Below are 14,443 nucleotides of genomic sequence, written 5' to 3'. Positions count from 1 at the left end.
TCCCGGCCACCGGGCGACGCGGTGGACCCGATCAGGCGAGCGCGGGCTCCAGCGGCGCGAGCTCGAGACCGTGCGCGGTTGCGACGCCGGCGTTGACCACGCGGCCGTCGACGGTGTTCAGACCGCCCGCGAGCGCGGCATCCGCTCGCAGCGCGTCCTTCCAGCCGCGACGCGCGATCTGGCGGATGTAGGGGAGGGTCGCGTTCGTGAGCGCCGAGGTCGACGTGTTGGGCACGGCGCCCGGCATGTTAGCGACGCAGTAGAAGACGCTGCCGTGCACCGGGAAGGTCGGGTCGGCGTGGGTCGTGGGGCGGGTGTCCTCGAAGCAGCCGCCCTGGTCGACGGCGATGTCGACGAGCACGCTGCCCGGCCGCATGCGCGAGACCATCTCGTTCGTGACGAGCTTGGGCGCCTTCGCGCCGGGGATCAGCACCGAGCCGATGACGAGGTCGGAGTCGACGACTGCTTTGTCGAGATCGAAGGGGTTGGATGCCGCGGTCTTGACGCGACCCTGGAAGTGGTCGTCGAGGTAGCGCAGGCGCTGCACGTTCGTATCGAACACCGTGACGTCGGCGCCCATGCCCACGGCGATCACGGCCGCGTTCGCGCCGGCGACGCCGCCGCCGATGACGGTCACGCGGGCCGGACGTGTGCCCGGAACTCCCGACATCAGCAGGCCGAGTCCGCCGGCGGAGCGCATGAGCGTCGCCGCGCCGACCGTCGGCGCGAGACGACCGGCCACCTCGCTCATCGGGGCGAGCAGCGGGAGGCCACCGCCGGCGACCTGGACGGTCTCGTACGCGATCGCGGTCACGCGGTCTTCGACCAGGCGGTCGGTGAGCGGCCGGTCGGCGGCCAGGTGCAGGTAGGTGAACAGCACCAGGTCGTCGCGGAAGTACCGGTACTCGCTCGCGATCGGCTCCTTGACCTTGAGCAGCAGCTCGGCTCGCGCCCAGACCTCTGCAGCGTCGTCGAGAAGGGTGGCTCCGGCGGCCTCGTACTCGCTGTCGGGCATCGATGATCCGGTGCCGGCGCCGCGCTGCACGAACACCTCGTGGCCCGCGGCGACGAGGTCGTGAACGCCCGCGGGTGTCAGGGCCACCCGGTACTCGTTGTTCTTCACCTCGGTGGGGACGCTGATCCTCATCGTGTGATCCTTTCCGCTCCGCCGTTGGAGCGCTCGGGCTCCTTGTGGGAGCGCCTCTAGAAAGCGGGGCGAATCGCCCCGACACTCTGCCCGCCGCCGAACACCGACAGCGGAAGCTTGTGCATGGTGGCCGCTACCTCGTTCGAGCCGAGGGCGCCGGCGCGCTCGAGGAGGCGCAGACCGACGGCGGTGGCGGCGCGGCCGCTGCCGTCGAGCATCTTGAGCGCGACAGTCGTGCCGTCGGGGGCGACCATCACCATCACGCCCTCGGCGCCGCCCTTGGCGAACACACCGAGCTGCTCGTTGACGATCGTGTCGGGCCGTTCGGGGCCGTCGATCGTCCAGGGGTTCTCGCGCACCGCCTGCACCAGGGTGCCGGCGCTGCGGTGCAGCGCGAACGGCGACGTCGGCGACGAGTTGCCGATGCGGTGGATGGCCCGCGCGAGCCCGAACAGGGTTGTCGCGTAGACCGGCGCGCCGCAGCCGTCGATGGCGGTGGCCGCGGCCTTCTCGCCGAGGAGACGCTCGATCACCTCGCGGACGTGGAGCTGGAGCGGATGCTCGGCAGCGAGGTAGCCGGCCGGATCCCAGCCGTTGGTGACGCAGGTCAGCAGCATGGCGGCGTGCTTGCCCGAGCAGTTCATACGGACGCGTGAGGGCTCGGCGCGCTCGCGCACCAGCTCGTCGCGAGTGGCGGTGTCTCCGGGCCACGCCGGCGGACAGCCCAAGGCCTCTTCGCCGAGACCTGCAGACTCGAGGACCTCGCGGACGACCGCCACGTGGCGGTCGGTGCCGGAGTGGCTCGCGGTAGCCAGACCGAGACGCTGGCCCTCGAGCGGGGCGCCTGCCGCGAGGCAGGCGAGCGCCTGCAGCGGCTTGAGGCTCGATCGCGGGAGGATGAGCGCGGACGGATCGCCCAGCTTGGTGTGGATCGTGCCGTCGGGCGCGAGGACGATCGCGATTCCGGCGTGGCGGGATTCGATGAAGCCACTGCGGTCGACGACGGCGAGCTCAACGGCGTCGGCTGCGGCGAAGGTCTGCGGCACCCAGCCAGCCTATCGCCGCGGCAGACGGCGGCTGCATGACAGACTGTGCACATGTGGGGAGAGCATCGATACTCCGTCCGGACGTCGTGGACCGGAGATCGGGGCACCGGCACCTCGGGCTATCGCGACTACGACCGTGCGGTCACGATCGACATCGCGGGCAAGCCCACGTTGCAGGCATCCTCCGACAAGCCCTTCCGTGGCGACGCGACGAAGTGGAACCCGGAAGATCTGCTCCTCGCATCGCTCAGCGAGTGCCACCTGCTCTCGTACCTGCACGCGTGCGTCCAGGCGGGCGTGGTCGTGGTCGGCTATGAGGACGACGCCTCCGGGCTCATGGTCGAGGACGGCCGGGGCGGGGGAGCCTTCCGCGAGGTGGTGCTGCGGCCCCGGGTGACGGTGGCGGAGGCGTCGATGGTGGATGCCGCGACCGCCGCGCATACGCAGGCGAACGAGTGGTGTTTCATCGCGAACTCGGTGAACTTCCCGGTGCGCCACGAGCCGACGGTCGTGGTCGCGGGGGTCAGCGACGCTCGTGCGGCAGGACCTGCTTGATGCGCTCGATCGGGTTCTGCGCGGGCGCCTCGTTGTAGGCGTTGGCGAGCTCTTGGCCCGACAGGGCGTGGATCGCGCTCATGATGTCGTCGGTCGCGAGGCGGCGCGCCTTGCCGGAGGTGGCGGGCCCATGGTGGGCGAGGTCGAGCGGCTGGCCGAACTTGACCGTGGCACGGTGCTGCCGCGAGGGGCGCTTGGCGCCGACCGGCATGACCTCGTCGGTGCCGATGAGGCCGACGGGAACCACCGGGGCGCCGGTCTGCAGGGCGAGGAAGGCGACCCCGGTGCGGCCCTTGTAGAGGCGCCCGTCGAGCGATCGCGTGCCCTCGGGGTACAGCGCGACGGCCCTCCCCTGGTCGAGCAGCACGCGCTGCTGGTCGAGCGCGTCGAGGGCGGCCTGCCCCGCACCACGCCGCACGGGGATGGCGCCGATCGCCGTGAAGAACTCGCGCGAGGCCCAGCCCTTGAACCCGGTGCCCTCGAAGTAGTCCGCCTTCGCGAGGAAGTGAACCGGGCGCGGCGCGGCTACGGGGATCGCGATGGAGTCGATGAACGAGAGGTGGTTGCTCGCGAAGATCACCGGCCCGCTCTTGGGCACGTTGCCACGGCCCTCGATGTGCGGGCGGTACACGAGGCGCGCGGTCGGGGTCAGCACGAATCGACCGAGGAAGTACGTGGCGCCCATTCGGGTCGCCGGAGCCTCCGGAGGTGCGACTGCGGCCGGTTCATCCGCTTCGGGTACCAGGTCGGAAGTCACCCGTCGAGGGTACTCCCCATTCCATTCCGGTATCGGCATGGCGACTTCTCAGCGCAGACAAAGCAAAGATGCGGGAGGATGGGGGCTTCCCCTGCAATCGACTCGAGGTCTCACCGTGCGCATTCGCCCGATCGCCGCCCTGTCCGTCGCCGCGCTCTCCGCGGTTCTGCTGGCGGGTTGCGCCGGCGGCGCAAACCCCAACGCCACCCCCACGCCCAGCACGAGCGGAGCGGCGGCCGACCTCTGCGCCGCTGCGGCGCCGTCGGGAGCGGCAACCGAGTCGATCACCGTCGAGGGCGAAGTCGGCGAGAAGTCCACCGCGACCTTCGAGGCGCCGCTGGAGGTGGAGGAGCTGCAGAGCACCGTCGTCTCGGAGGGTGAGGGCGACCCGGTCGCAGCCGGTGACCTCGTGACCTACGCGCTCACCGCGTTCAGCGCCGAGACCGGCGAGGAGCTCGGCTCGTTCGGCTACGACGACGCGCCCGTGCTGCCGCAGCAGATCTCGGGCGACAACCCGCTCGGCCAGCTGCTCGGCTGCGCGACGCCGGGCACCCGTGTCGTGGCCGCCTTCCCGGCCACCGAGCAGGGAGCCGCCGAGGTCTACGTGGTCGACCTTCTCGAGGTCGTTCCGAATGCCGCCTGGGGCGAGCCCGTCGAGCCGACCGAGGGTCTGCCCACGGTCGAGCTCGCCGAAGACGGCGCCCCCACAGTGACGCTGCCCGAGGGCGACGCGCCCACCGAGTTCGAGAAGGCCACCCTCAAGGAGGGTGACGGCCCGGTCGTCGCGGCCGGCGACGGCGTGCTGGTGCAGTACCACGGCGTCTCGTGGGACACCGGCGAGGTCTTCGACGAGAGCTGGGGCGGTGCGCCGTTCTCGTTCACCGCGGGCAGCGGCGTCGTGCAGGGCTTCACCGACGCGGTCGTCGGCGAGACCGTCGGTTCGCAGGTCGTCGCCGTGCTCCCGCCGGCCGTCGCCTACGGCGAGGGCGAGATCAACGACGCCGACCTCAAGGGCCAGACCCTCGTGTTCGTCGTCGACATCCTCGGCGTGCAGCCCGCGGAGACTCCCGCGCAGTAACCCGCTCGGTAGGCTGATCGGATGCGGCGCGTCCTCGTCCTCGGCTCGACCGGTTCGATCGGAACCCAGGCTCTCGACGTCATCCGGGCCAACCCCGGACGCTTCGAGGTCGTGGGGCTGTCGGCCGGCTCCAATCGCACGGTCCTGCAGGCGCAGGCCGACGAGTTCGGGGTCGAGAGCATCGCGCTCGGCGCGGAGGAGGCCGAACAGCTGGTTCGGGATGTCGAGGCCGACGTCGTGCTCAACGGGATCACCGGGTCGGTCGGGCTCGGCCCGACGCTGGCGGCACTCGAGAGCGGGCGCACGCTCGCGCTCGCGAACAAGGAGTCGCTGATCGTGGGCGGCGATCTCGTGACGGCGATCGCCCAGCCGGGTCAGATCGTGCCCGTCGACTCGGAGCACTCCGCGATCGCGCAGGCGCTGCGCTCCGGTGACCGGGCCGAAGTGCGGCGGCTCGTGCTCACCGCATCGGGAGGCCCGTTCCGCGGCCGCTCGCGGGAGTCGCTTGCGAGCGTCACGCCCGCCGAAGCGCTGGCTCACCCGACGTGGGACATGGGCCGCGTGGTCACGACGAACTCGGCGACGCTGGTGAACAAGGGGCTCGAGGTCATCGAGGCGCACCTTCTGTTCCAGGTGCCGTACGGCGAGATCGACGTCGTCGTGCACCCGCAGTCGATCGTCCACTCGATGGTCGAGTTCTCCGACGGCTCCACGATCGCCCAGGCGTCACCGCCTGACATGCGGCTTCCGATCTCTCTCGGGCTCGACTGGCCGCACCGCGTCTCGGGCGTCGGGCGTCCGCTCGACTGGACGGCCGCGACGTCGTGGACGTTCGAGCCCCTCGACGAGCAGGCGTTCCCGGCCGTGAAGCTGGCGAAGCGCGTCGGCCGGGCCGGCGGGACGTTTCCCGCCGTGTTCAACGCCGCCAACGAGCAGGCGGTCGACGCGTTCCACGAGGGGCGACTCGGCTTCACCGGCATCGTCGAGACCGTCGAGCGCGTGGTCGAGAAGCACGAGGCACCCGGCGCCCTCACCCGCGAGTCACTCGCCGAGGCGGAGCGCTGGGCGCGCGAGGCCGCTGATCGCGCGATCGCGGCCGGCTCCGCGTGACTTTTCGCCCCCCGCTGATCGAGTGCGCGCGCCGCGCGTGTGTCGAGGCCCGTCGTTACAGGCCGTGCGTGCAGGGGTTCGATGCGGCGCTGCGCGCCGAGCCAACCGGAGGCGCTACGACGCGGGGTAGGCGGGGCGCTCGGGGTCGGAGGCCGGGGTCTCGTCGGCAGGATAGGGCACGGGCCAGTGCGGCTCGGGCACGGGCCAGCCGGCACCGCGCAGCGCGCGACGTGCGAGCTCGCGCGCGGAGTAAGGCGTGCGCACGCCGCGGATGTCGCGATAGTCCTGGTGGCCCGGACCGGCCCAGAGGATCGCGTCGCCGTCGCCGACGAGTGCGACAGCTTCGAGGATCGCCCGCTCCGGCGGCGAGAACTCGAGGATGTCGGCATTCGGCTGCGCCCGGCGCGCGCCCTCGATCAGCGTCGCGCGGATCGAATCGGGGTTCTCGTGCCGCGGGTGGTGGTCGGTGACGATGAGGATGTCGCTGCCCTCGACGGCGGTGCGACCCATGTCGTGGCGCTTGGTCGCGTCGCGGTCGCCGTCGGCGCCGAAGAGCATCACGACCTTGCCCGGCGTGACGCGCCGCACCGCGGCGAGCGTCTTCTCGAACGCGTCGGGGGAGTGCCCGAAGTCGACGTACACGGCGGGGCCGGTCTCGCCCGAGACCAGCTCGGCGCGCCCGGGAAGGTACGCCTCGATGCGGTGGCCGTCGAGCGTCTCGACGAGGCGCTCCCACGCGTAGCCGCCCTCGAGGATCATCACGATTGCGAGGCCGGCGTTCGCGGCCATGTGCCGGCCGATCACCGGCACGAGGGTGGTCAGGCTGCGGCCGTCGCGCGCGGTGAGGCGGAACTCGGTGCCGACAGGGCGCTCGTCGAGGATTTCGACGACCCAGTCGGCATCGGCCGAGGCATCCGGATCCGAAGCCAACGCGGGCGTGCCCACGGTCACGGTCGGCACCTGGCTGCGCGCGACGACCTCGGCGCCCTGCTCGGAGTCGACGCACACGACAGCACGACGTGAGCGGTCGGGCAGGAACAGCGGCAGCTTGGCCTCGAAGTACTCGCGCATGTCGGCGTAGTCGTCGAGGTGATCGTGGGTGAGGTTGGTGAACCCGGCGACGTCGAACACGATGCCGTCGACGCGACGACGGCTGAGCGCCTGCGCGCTCACCTCGACCGCGACCGCCTCCACCCCGCGCTCGCGCATGAGCGCGAGGAGCGCGTGCATCTCGTATGCCTCGGGCGTGGTGAGGCGCGACACGATCACCTGGCCCGCGATGTGTCGCTCGGCGGTCGAGGAGAGGCCGGTGACCGCCCCGAGCTGACCGAGGATGCCCTCGAGGATGTGCGAGACGCTCGTCTTGCCGTTCGTTCCCGTCGTGCCGAAGAGGATCGGGAGGTGGTCGTCGCGTCCGGTGCTGTACACCCACGCTGACAGGTCGCCGAGGAACCCGCGGGGGTCGTCCACGAGCACGACGGGGAGCCCGCTGGTCGCGGCGAGCTCGGCACCGTCCGGGTCGGTCACGACGGCGACGGCGCCCTTCTCGGCGGCGGCGGCGGCGAACTCGGCGCCGTGGCGGTTGACGCCTCGCACCGCGACGAACACGTCGCCGGGCCGGAGGTCGGCGGTCGCGAGCGTCACGCCCGTCAGCGTCACCCCGGCGGTCTCGCCGCGCACCTCGAGGCCGAAGCGTGCGGCGAGCTGATCGAGGGTGTGAACGGGCGGCGCGTCCGGTCGGAGGACGGGGGGAAGGTTCGAAGGCGCGTCGGTCGGCATGGCGTCTCCATCCTCTCATCCGGAGGGCGTGAACCCCACGCCCGTCCACAGCGCACACCGCCCTCGTCGCCGTCGCCGGCCGCCGGCCGCCGGTCTTCGGTCGCCGGTCTTCGGTCGCCGGTGTTCGGTCGCCGGTGGCCGGTCAGCCGTCGCCGAGATCAGGCGATCTGGCGTATCCAGGACGTTTCGCGGGGAATCGTCCTGTTTTCGCCAGATCCCCTGATTCGGCACGGCACGGGGTCAGCACGCCGCGGCACCGCGCGGCACGGCACGGGGCCCGCACGGCGCGGTGGGTGTGGTCAGACGTCGCCGGGCTTGCGCGAGCGCCCGCGCAGGAGCACCACGACGAGCGCCGCGATGCCGGCGACGAGCCCGCCCGCCGCGAGCCAGCGCGCCACTGGGTCGGCCTCGGGGGCCGCGGCCGCCTCGCTGTCTGCGTGCTCGCCCTCACCCGCGGCCGCCGAGCCGTCGGCCGTCGAGCCGTCAGCCGCAGCGCCCTCGTCCGAAGCCTCCGCGTGGCCGTGCGCGTCGCCCTCGGCGACCGCGCCGACCTCGACGAGCGGTGCCGGAGCATCGAGGTCGTGCGGGTCCTGGCCGTCCTCGGCGATCTCGGCCCAGGCGGTCTCGCCCTCGGCGCACCGCTGGGTGACGGGGAACGCGAGCGTGCTGCCGGCTGCGGACTCGTCGAACAGCACGTCCATCGCGACGGTCGCCTTGAAACCGTCCTCGACGGGGGTGTCGCTCGTGAACGTGATCTGCGTCGGTACCCCGTCGGCGCCCGACTCGCGCGCGATGATCCAGCCGCCGTCGACGATGGGCGTCACGTTGCCGACGCCGTCGGGGATGTCGATGACGAGTGCGGTCGTGGGGGAGCCGTCGCAGCCGTGCGAAAACGCGAACGTGAGCGTCTCGGTCGACCCGGCCGCCACGGTCCCTGGGTCCACGTGGACGTGCGCCGAGGCGGCCAGCGGCGCGCCGACGGCGAGTGCGAGCCCTGCGGCGGTGCCGAGCGCGATGCGAAGTACGCGACGGGCGGGACGGGCGGGGGCGAGGATGATGCGGGAAGTGGTCATGAACTGTCTTTCGTCGAAGTGCGCAGGCAGGCGGTCGCCGCCGCGCGGGTGCACGGGACATCGGTCCACGCGCGTCGGGCGCTGGACCGGTGGGATGCCGCGGTCAGGAGGCCGCGAGGACGAAGGACGGAGGGCCGCGCCGAGAGACGTCGGACAGCACCACGCCGGCGGGGCGGTGCAGAGCGGCGACAGCCGGCGCCGAGCGAACGAACGGCGCGGCGACGAGCACCGGCACGCCGGCGCGACGAATCAGTGAGCGGATGCCGCGGCCCAGGGCGCGCAGCATCCGCTCGCCGTGATACAGCGCGAAGAGCGTGGCCGCCGCGGCGATGAGGTGGCCGACGAGCATTCCGCCGTCGGGCAGAATCCCCGCAGCCGGGGTGCCGCCGACGAGTTGAACGTCGTGGACGTGGCCGCGGAGTCCGGTCGTGTCCACGCCGGCGGTCATGGCGAACGCGGTGTGGAACAGACCCTGACTCACCACGACGGCGGTGCCGACCCGCCAGGCGGAGAGCCGGCGGCCGACCAGGGCGATGGCCACGGGCGAGGCGAGGACGCCGAGGACGGCGATGAGCACGGGGGAGGGTGCGCCCCCGCCGGCCAGAGTGTGCGACGTCGCGGCGATGATCGTCGCGGTCCACGCAGCCGCAGCGCCCCGCAGGGCGCGAACGTGGCGTGGGGTCACGGGATCCTCCTGGGACGAGCCTAGGCGAGAACCGAGGCCGGTCACGGCCAACTCAAAGGCCGGCGCGGGTACCGTGTCGGATGTGGAAGCACTCGCATTCGTCATCGGCGTCGTCCTCATGGTCGTGGGCCTCGCCGTGTCGATCGCGCTCCACGAGCTCGGTCACCTGTGGCCGGCCAAGAAGTTCGGTGTGCGCGTCGGCCAGTACATGATCGGATTCGGTCCCACGCTGTGGTCGCGCCGCATCGGCGAGACCGAGTACGGCGTCAAGGCGATCCCCCTGGGCGGCTACATCTCGATGGCCGGAATGTACCCGCCCTCGCCGAAGCAGGTCTCGGCCGCGGCATCCGGCCACCGCTCCGGAAAGGCGGGTGGTGGCTTCTTCGCCACGATGGTGCAGGACGCCCGCGCCGCGAACGACGAGACCCTCCTCAGCGAGGACGACGACCGCGTCTTCTACCGGCTGCCGGTGTGGAAGCGCGTCGTGATCATGCTCGGCGGACCGGTCATGAACCTCCTGTTCGCGATCGTGCTCTTCGCGATCCTGCTGTCGGGCATCGGCATCCAGACCGCGACGACCACCGTGTCGAGCGTCAGCGAGTGCGTCATCCCGTCCGAGTCCGCCCGCACCGAGTGCGAGCCCACTGACCCGCAGGCACCCGCTGCCGCCGCCGGCATGCAGCCCGGCGACGTGATCGTGGCGGTCGACGACGAGCCGATCTCGACGTTCGCCGAGGCGGCGGCCCTGATCCAGGCCTCGCCTGAGCAGGCGATCTCGATCACCGTGGAGCGCGACGGCGAGACCCTGACCTTGCCGCTGACCCCTGTCGCGGTCGAGCAGCCGGTGCTCGACGCTCGAGGTCAGCCGGTGGTCGGCGAGGACGGCGAGCCTCAGACCGAACGGGTCGGCCTCGCCGGCATCCGTCAGGAGGTCGACTACCTGCGTGAACCGGTGTGGGTCGCCCCGCAGATGGCGTTCGAGCGCGTCGGCGCCGTCGCGGGGATCATCTGGCAGATGCCGGTCAAGGTGTGGGAAGCCGGATCGACCCTCATCACCGGCGAGGAGCGCGACCCCAACGGGCCGCTCAGCATCGTGGGCGCCGGACGACTCTCGGGCGAGGTCGCGGCGGCGGACGCCCCCGTGCTGAACCGCGTCGCCGGCTTCCTCGAGCTGCTCGCCGCGGTCAACATCGCGCTGTTCGTCTTCAACCTCATCCCGCTCCTTCCTCTCGACGGCGGGCACATCGCGGTCGCTCTCTGGGAGGGGATCAAGCGAGTGTGGGCCAAGGTCTTCCACCGCCCGCCGCCCAAGCCGGTCGACGCCACCAAGCTGGTCCCGGTCACGTTCATCGTGGTCGTCGCACTCATCGCGATGGGCGCCGTGCTGATCCTGACCGACATCGTCAACCCGGTCTCGCTGTTCGGATAGGGATTCTCCGAGGACCTGTCGAAATCGGTCTTGTCCATTCGCTGTGGGGATGAAACGGTTCCACTGACGAAAGGACCACGACCGTGAAGTACGTCCTGATGTTCACCAGCACTCCCGAGCTCGATGCCGCCGTTCCGCCGGAGCGCGCGCAAGAGGTCTACGGCCGGATCTACGAGTGGTTCGGCGAGCACGCCGAGCACATCGATGACTCCGGCGCCGAGCTGCAGCCCCCCGACACGGCGACGACCGTCAAGCACGGCGGCGAGGCGCCCGTCGTGGTGGACGGGCCGTTCTCGGAGGCCAAGGAGGTCGTCGGCGGATTCAGCGTGCTCAACGCCGACGACCTCGACGCGGCCATCGCGATCGCCAGGACCTGGCCCGCCCTCGCACTCCCCGGTGTGGCGGTCGAGGTGCGCCCGATGGTGGTCGACTACAGCCAGTTCGAGCAGTGAGCACTCCGGATGCCGCGACCCCACGCGATGCGCGCGGCGGGGCCGCGGCATCCGATCTCCTGCTCGCACGCGTTGTGCGTGAGGAGTCCGGACGCCTCGTCGCGACCCTGACGCGGTCGTTCGGCAGTCTCGACGTCGCCGAGGAGGCCGTCGCCGAGGCGGTCGAGGAGGCGCTGCGGGCGTGGCGGGGCCGCGGAATCCCGCCGAAGCCGGGCGCGTGGCTCACGCAGGCCGCCCGGCACAACGCGCTCGACCGCCTGCGCCGGGAGAAGGGCCTCCGCGACAAGCTGGCCCTCGTCTCGCGAGAGGCCGTGCCCCAGCCGGACGAGGGGAATGAGGTCGATGAACGGCTTCCGCTGCTGTTCGGATGCTGCCACCCTGCGCTCTCGCCCGACGCGCAGCTCGCGCTCACCCTGCGGGCGGTGTGCGGCCTGACGACGGCGCAGATCGCGCGCGCGACCTTCAGCGCCGATGCCGCGGTCGGTCAGCGCATCGTGCGCGCCAAGCGCAAGATCGGGACGGCGGGCATCCCGCTGCGCATCCCGGAGGGACCGGAGCGGGCGGAGCGGCTCGACATCGTGCTCACGATCGTGTCGGTCATGTACAGCGAGGCTCACCTGGTGGCGGGGAGGGATGCCGCGGCCGACCGCGATCTCGCCGATGACGCCGTGTGGCTCGCGCGCGTCATCGCGCACGCGCTGCCCCGGGAGCCCGAGGCGCAGGGGCTGCTGTCGCTGCTGCTCTTCCACCGAGCGCGGGAATCGGCGCGGGCCGTCGACGGTGAGCTGGTGCTGCTCGCCGACCAGGATCGCGCGCGGTGGGACGCCGCGCTGCTCGCCGAGGCACGCGCGGCGCTGGAGCGCGCGGCGCGGCAGCGCCGGCCCGGACGATGGCAGCTGCACGCGGCGATCGCGGCCTGTCACGCGGATGCGCCGACCGCCGCCGCGACGGACTGGCTGCAGGTGCTGACGCTCTACGACATGCTGCTCGCGTACGACCGCACGCCGGTCGTGCGGCTGAACCGGTCCGTCGCGCTCGCCCGCGTCGACGGTCCTGAGCCGGCGCTCGCCGAGGTGGACGCGCTCGAGGAGGCGCTGGCACGTTCACACCTCTGGCACGCGGTGCGTGCGTCGCTGCTGCGCGAACTGGGTCGCGACGACGACGCGCTCGCCGCGGACCTGCGCGCGCTGGAGCTCACCGCGAACGAGGCGGAGCGCCGCCTGCTGGCCGCGCGCACCCGCACCCGCTGATCGAGTGCGCGCGCAGCGCGTGTATCGAGATCCCCCGGACGGCGAGATCCGTCGGCGCTGGGGGTTTCGATACGGCGCTTCGCGCCTACTCAACCGGCGGATCGAAGAGCGCCGCCGCGCCTCCTCACCCGGCGGGGTCGGACAGCGCGTGCGACACCAAGCGCTCGAGCGTCGTCATGCCGTCGCGCGACAGGATCGACTCGAGGTGTCCCTGCACCGACGCGTACCCGGGACCGCGCAGCGCGTACACGTCGCCGGTCGCCGGATCCGCCGCGACCTCGGTCTCGCCGACCTCGGTCACTCCGGCAGGGACGCGCGCCGTGAAGGTGTTGTAGAAGCCGATGGATGCCGGCATCCCGAACACGTCCACCGTCTTCTGCAGCCCCTGGTGCGGTGCGGCGAGCGGCGCGAGCTCGATGCCCACCGAGTCGGCGAGGATCTGGTGGCTCAGGCACACCGCGAGGATCGGGCGCCCGGCCTCGCGGCGTCGGCGCACGACCTCGCGCATCCGGCGCATGCGCGGGCTGGACGGTTCGCGCGGGTCGCCGGGGCCTGGGCCGGACACCACGAGCTCGGCCTCGTCGATCTGCGCATCGGTCACCTCGCTCCACGGCGCGATGGTCACGTCGAGTCCGAGGTGGCGCAGCTGGTGGGCGAGCATCGTGGTGAAGCGATCCTCGGCGTCGACGACCAGCGCCGACCGCCCCGCGAACGGTCCGGCTTCGCCCGTCTCCTGCGGGTTGAGCCAGAACGACGCGAGCCGGCCGTTGCGCGAGGCCAGCAGCGCGGCGATCTCGGGGTCGTCGGCGAGACGCCGCGGCTCGGCGGCGGGCGCATCTTCGTCGATGGCGGCGGCTTCGGCGGCGGCGGGCACCTCGGGGCGGAGCTGCGGTCCGGGATCGCGGGCGATCGCGCCGATCGCGCCCAGCACGCCGGCGGCCTTGCCGTGGGTCTCGCCGACTTCGCCGTACGGGTCGGAGTGGCGCACGAGCGTCGCGCCGACCGGCACGCGGAGGCGCCCGCCGTCGAGATACGCCGTGCGGATCAGGATCGGCGCGTCGAGGTCGTGCGTGGGCTCGCCCTCGCCGACGGTCGGGCGCGGGGTGAACAGCGCCGCGACGCCGGAGTAGTAGCCGCGCGGCGTGCGCTCATGGCGGGTGATCACCGTGCACGCGTTCTGCATAGGCGAACCGGTGACGGTGGGGGCGAACATCGTCTCGCGCAGGATGTCGCGCGGATCGAGGCGGCTGCGCCCGCGCAGCACGTACTCGGTGTGCGTGAGGCGCGACATCTCCTTGAGGTGCGGCCCGGTGATGCGGCCGCCGTCGGAGCAGACCGCGCTCATCATCTTGAGCTCCTCGTCGACGACCATGAAGAGCTCTTCGGTCTCCTTGGTCGACTCGAGGAACTCGCTGAGCGTCTCGGCGGTCGCCCCGCCGGCAGGGTGGCGGAAGGTGCCCGAGATCGGGTTCATCGTCACCACGCCGTCCTGTGCGCTCACGTGCGCCTCGGGGCTCGCGCCGACGGCGACGTGGCCGGGCGTGACGACGGCGAACGTCCAGTACGCACCGCGCTCGTACTCGAGCAGGGCGCGGAACCACGTCAGTGCGGCGGTGGCGGGTTCGACGTCGACCCGGGCGGTGAAGTCGCGACGGATGACGAAGTTCGCCCCCTCGCCGCGTCCGATCTCGTCGGCGATCACCCGTCGCACGATGTCGGCGTACTCCTCGTCGGCGATGTCGAACCCGGCGCCCTCGAGCGGCACCGCCTCGGTCGGCAGCTGCGCGAGCACCTCGTCGCGGAGGAGCGACACGCGCTCCGATACGACGAGGCAGCGCAGCGGAGCGCCGTCGTCGTGGCACTCGAAGCCCCGCTCGACCACCTGGCGGAACGGCACGAGCGCGAGCACTTCGCGCGGCGCGCCGGTCGCGTCGAGCAGCGGGATGTCGGCGAGCAGCGCGACGTCGACCACGTCTCCGGTCAGGAGTTCGACGGTCGCGCCGTCACGTGCGATGAGGGCGAACGGGATGCCGCGAGCGGCCAGCTCGCGGACGGACAGGTGGGCGGGCCCGGTCATGATCG

13 protein-coding genes are annotated in these 14,443 nt (G+C 72.0%); 6 read left to right on the top strand and 7 right to left on the bottom strand.

Features of this window, described 5'->3' with window-relative positions; translation table 11 throughout:
* Positions 1–31: 31 nt before the first annotated feature.
* Together ald and H9622_RS00610 are read right to left on the bottom strand one after the other, a co-directional pair.
* Positions 32–1,147 (bottom strand): alanine dehydrogenase, encoded by a 1,116-nt coding sequence (ald, locus tag H9622_RS00615; protein ID WP_191763255.1) that lies wholly within the window; start codon positions 1,145–1,147, stop codon positions 32–34.
* 56 nt (positions 1,148–1,203) lie between these two features.
* Complete coding sequence (locus H9622_RS00610) at positions 1,204–2,193, bottom strand: asparaginase (protein WP_191763253.1); 990 nt, start codon at positions 2,191–2,193, stop codon at positions 1,204–1,206.
* Between the two features lie 51 nt (positions 2,194–2,244).
* Between H9622_RS00610 and H9622_RS00605 the strand changes: the two genes are divergently transcribed.
* The gene (locus H9622_RS00605) at positions 2,245–2,748 is read left to right on the top strand and encodes an OsmC family protein (RefSeq protein WP_191763251.1); all 504 of its coding nucleotides are present in this window, start codon (positions 2,245–2,247) and stop codon (positions 2,746–2,748) included.
* Here the strand turns inward: H9622_RS00605 and H9622_RS00600 are convergent.
* Positions 2,717–3,433 (bottom strand): lysophospholipid acyltransferase family protein, encoded by a 717-nt coding sequence (locus H9622_RS00600; RefSeq protein WP_225221591.1) that lies wholly within the window; start codon positions 3,431–3,433, stop codon positions 2,717–2,719. The genes H9622_RS00605 and H9622_RS00600 overlap by 32 nt on opposite strands.
* 187 nt (positions 3,434–3,620) lie before the next feature.
* Here H9622_RS00600 and H9622_RS00595 point away from each other — a divergent pair, with 187 nt between their 5' ends.
* Both H9622_RS00595 and dxr read left to right on the top strand, forming a co-directional pair.
* The gene (locus H9622_RS00595; RefSeq protein WP_191763247.1) at positions 3,621–4,583 is read left to right on the top strand and encodes an FKBP-type peptidyl-prolyl cis-trans isomerase; all 963 of its coding nucleotides are present in this window, start codon (positions 3,621–3,623) and stop codon (positions 4,581–4,583) included.
* 21 nt (positions 4,584–4,604) lie between these two features.
* Positions 4,605–5,693: a 1-deoxy-D-xylulose-5-phosphate reductoisomerase gene (gene dxr / locus H9622_RS00590; protein WP_191763246.1), complete on the top strand. Its 1,089-nt coding sequence runs from the start codon at positions 4,605–4,607 to the stop codon at positions 5,691–5,693.
* Positions 5,694–5,807: 114 nt separating this feature from the next.
* Here dxr and H9622_RS00585 read toward each other — a convergent pair whose 3' ends face one another.
* From H9622_RS00585 to H9622_RS00575, 3 genes are all read right to left on the bottom strand, one after another.
* Positions 5,808–7,472 carry a Mur ligase family protein gene (locus H9622_RS00585; protein WP_191763244.1) on the bottom strand — a complete coding sequence of 555 codons (1,665 nt, stop codon included), beginning with the start codon at positions 7,470–7,472 and terminating at the stop codon, positions 5,808–5,810.
* 299 nt (positions 7,473–7,771) lie between these two features.
* Positions 7,772–8,545 (bottom strand): YcnI family copper-binding membrane protein, encoded by a 774-nt coding sequence (locus H9622_RS00580; RefSeq protein WP_191763242.1) that lies wholly within the window; start codon positions 8,543–8,545, stop codon positions 7,772–7,774.
* 103 nt (positions 8,546–8,648) lie between these two features.
* Positions 8,649–9,230 carry a hypothetical protein gene (locus tag H9622_RS00575; protein WP_191763240.1) on the bottom strand — a complete coding sequence of 194 codons (582 nt, stop codon included), beginning with the start codon at positions 9,228–9,230 and terminating at the stop codon, positions 8,649–8,651.
* 82 nt (positions 9,231–9,312) lie between these two features.
* Between H9622_RS00575 and H9622_RS00570 the strand changes: the two genes are divergently transcribed.
* The 3 genes from H9622_RS00570 (at position 9,313) to H9622_RS00560 (ending at position 12,361) form a co-directional block, all read left to right on the top strand.
* A complete protein-coding gene (locus H9622_RS00570; RefSeq protein ID WP_191763238.1) occupies positions 9,313–10,659 on the top strand; it encodes a M50 family metallopeptidase in 1,347 nt (448 codons plus the stop codon).
* An 83-nt stretch (positions 10,660–10,742) separates the two neighbouring features.
* Entirely contained in the window at positions 10,743–11,111 is a 369-nt protein-coding gene (locus H9622_RS00565) for a YciI family protein (protein WP_191763236.1), read from the top strand.
* Positions 11,108–12,361: an RNA polymerase sigma factor gene (locus H9622_RS00560; RefSeq protein ID WP_191763234.1), complete on the top strand. Its 1,254-nt coding sequence runs from the start codon at positions 11,108–11,110 to the stop codon at positions 12,359–12,361. Before H9622_RS00565 ends, H9622_RS00560 begins: the two co-directional genes overlap by 4 nt.
* 124 nt (positions 12,362–12,485) lie before the next feature.
* On the opposite strand, the gene H9622_RS00555 is transcribed toward H9622_RS00560, so the two are convergent.
* The gene (locus H9622_RS00555; protein ID WP_191763232.1) at positions 12,486–14,438 is read right to left on the bottom strand and encodes an anthranilate synthase family protein; all 1,953 of its coding nucleotides are present in this window, start codon (positions 14,436–14,438) and stop codon (positions 12,486–12,488) included.
* Positions 14,439–14,443: the final 5 nt, after the last annotated feature.

Source organism: Microbacterium gallinarum (assembly GCF_014837165.1).
Taxonomy (GTDB): domain Bacteria; phylum Actinomycetota; class Actinomycetes; order Actinomycetales; family Microbacteriaceae; genus Microbacterium; species Microbacterium gallinarum.
Note: the sequence above shows the minus strand (reverse complement) of the source record. Positions and strands in the feature narration are given on the sequence as shown.

Excerpts from the sequence above, each read along its gene's own strand:
- ald (WP_191763255.1), bottom strand. The coding sequence starts at position 1,147 with ATGAGGATCAGCGTCCCCACCGAGGTGAAGAACAACGAGTACCGGGTG.
- H9622_RS00605 (WP_191763251.1), top strand. The coding sequence starts at position 2,245 with ATGTGGGGAGAGCATCGATACTCCGTCCGGACGTCGTGGACCGGAGAT.
- H9622_RS00600 (WP_225221591.1), bottom strand. The coding sequence starts at position 3,433 with ATGGGCGCCACGTACTTCCTCGGTCGATTCGTGCTGACCCCGACCGCG.
- dxr (WP_191763246.1), top strand. The coding sequence starts at position 4,605 with ATGCGGCGCGTCCTCGTCCTCGGCTCGACCGGTTCGATCGGAACCCAG.
- H9622_RS00585 (WP_191763244.1), bottom strand. The coding sequence starts at position 7,472 with ATGCCGACCGACGCGCCTTCGAACCTTCCCCCCGTCCTCCGACCGGAC.
- H9622_RS00580 (WP_191763242.1), bottom strand. The coding sequence starts at position 8,545 with ATGACCACTTCCCGCATCATCCTCGCCCCCGCCCGTCCCGCCCGTCGC.
- H9622_RS00555 (WP_191763232.1), bottom strand. The coding sequence starts at position 14,438 with ATGACCGGGCCCGCCCACCTGTCCGTCCGCGAGCTGGCCGCTCGCGGC.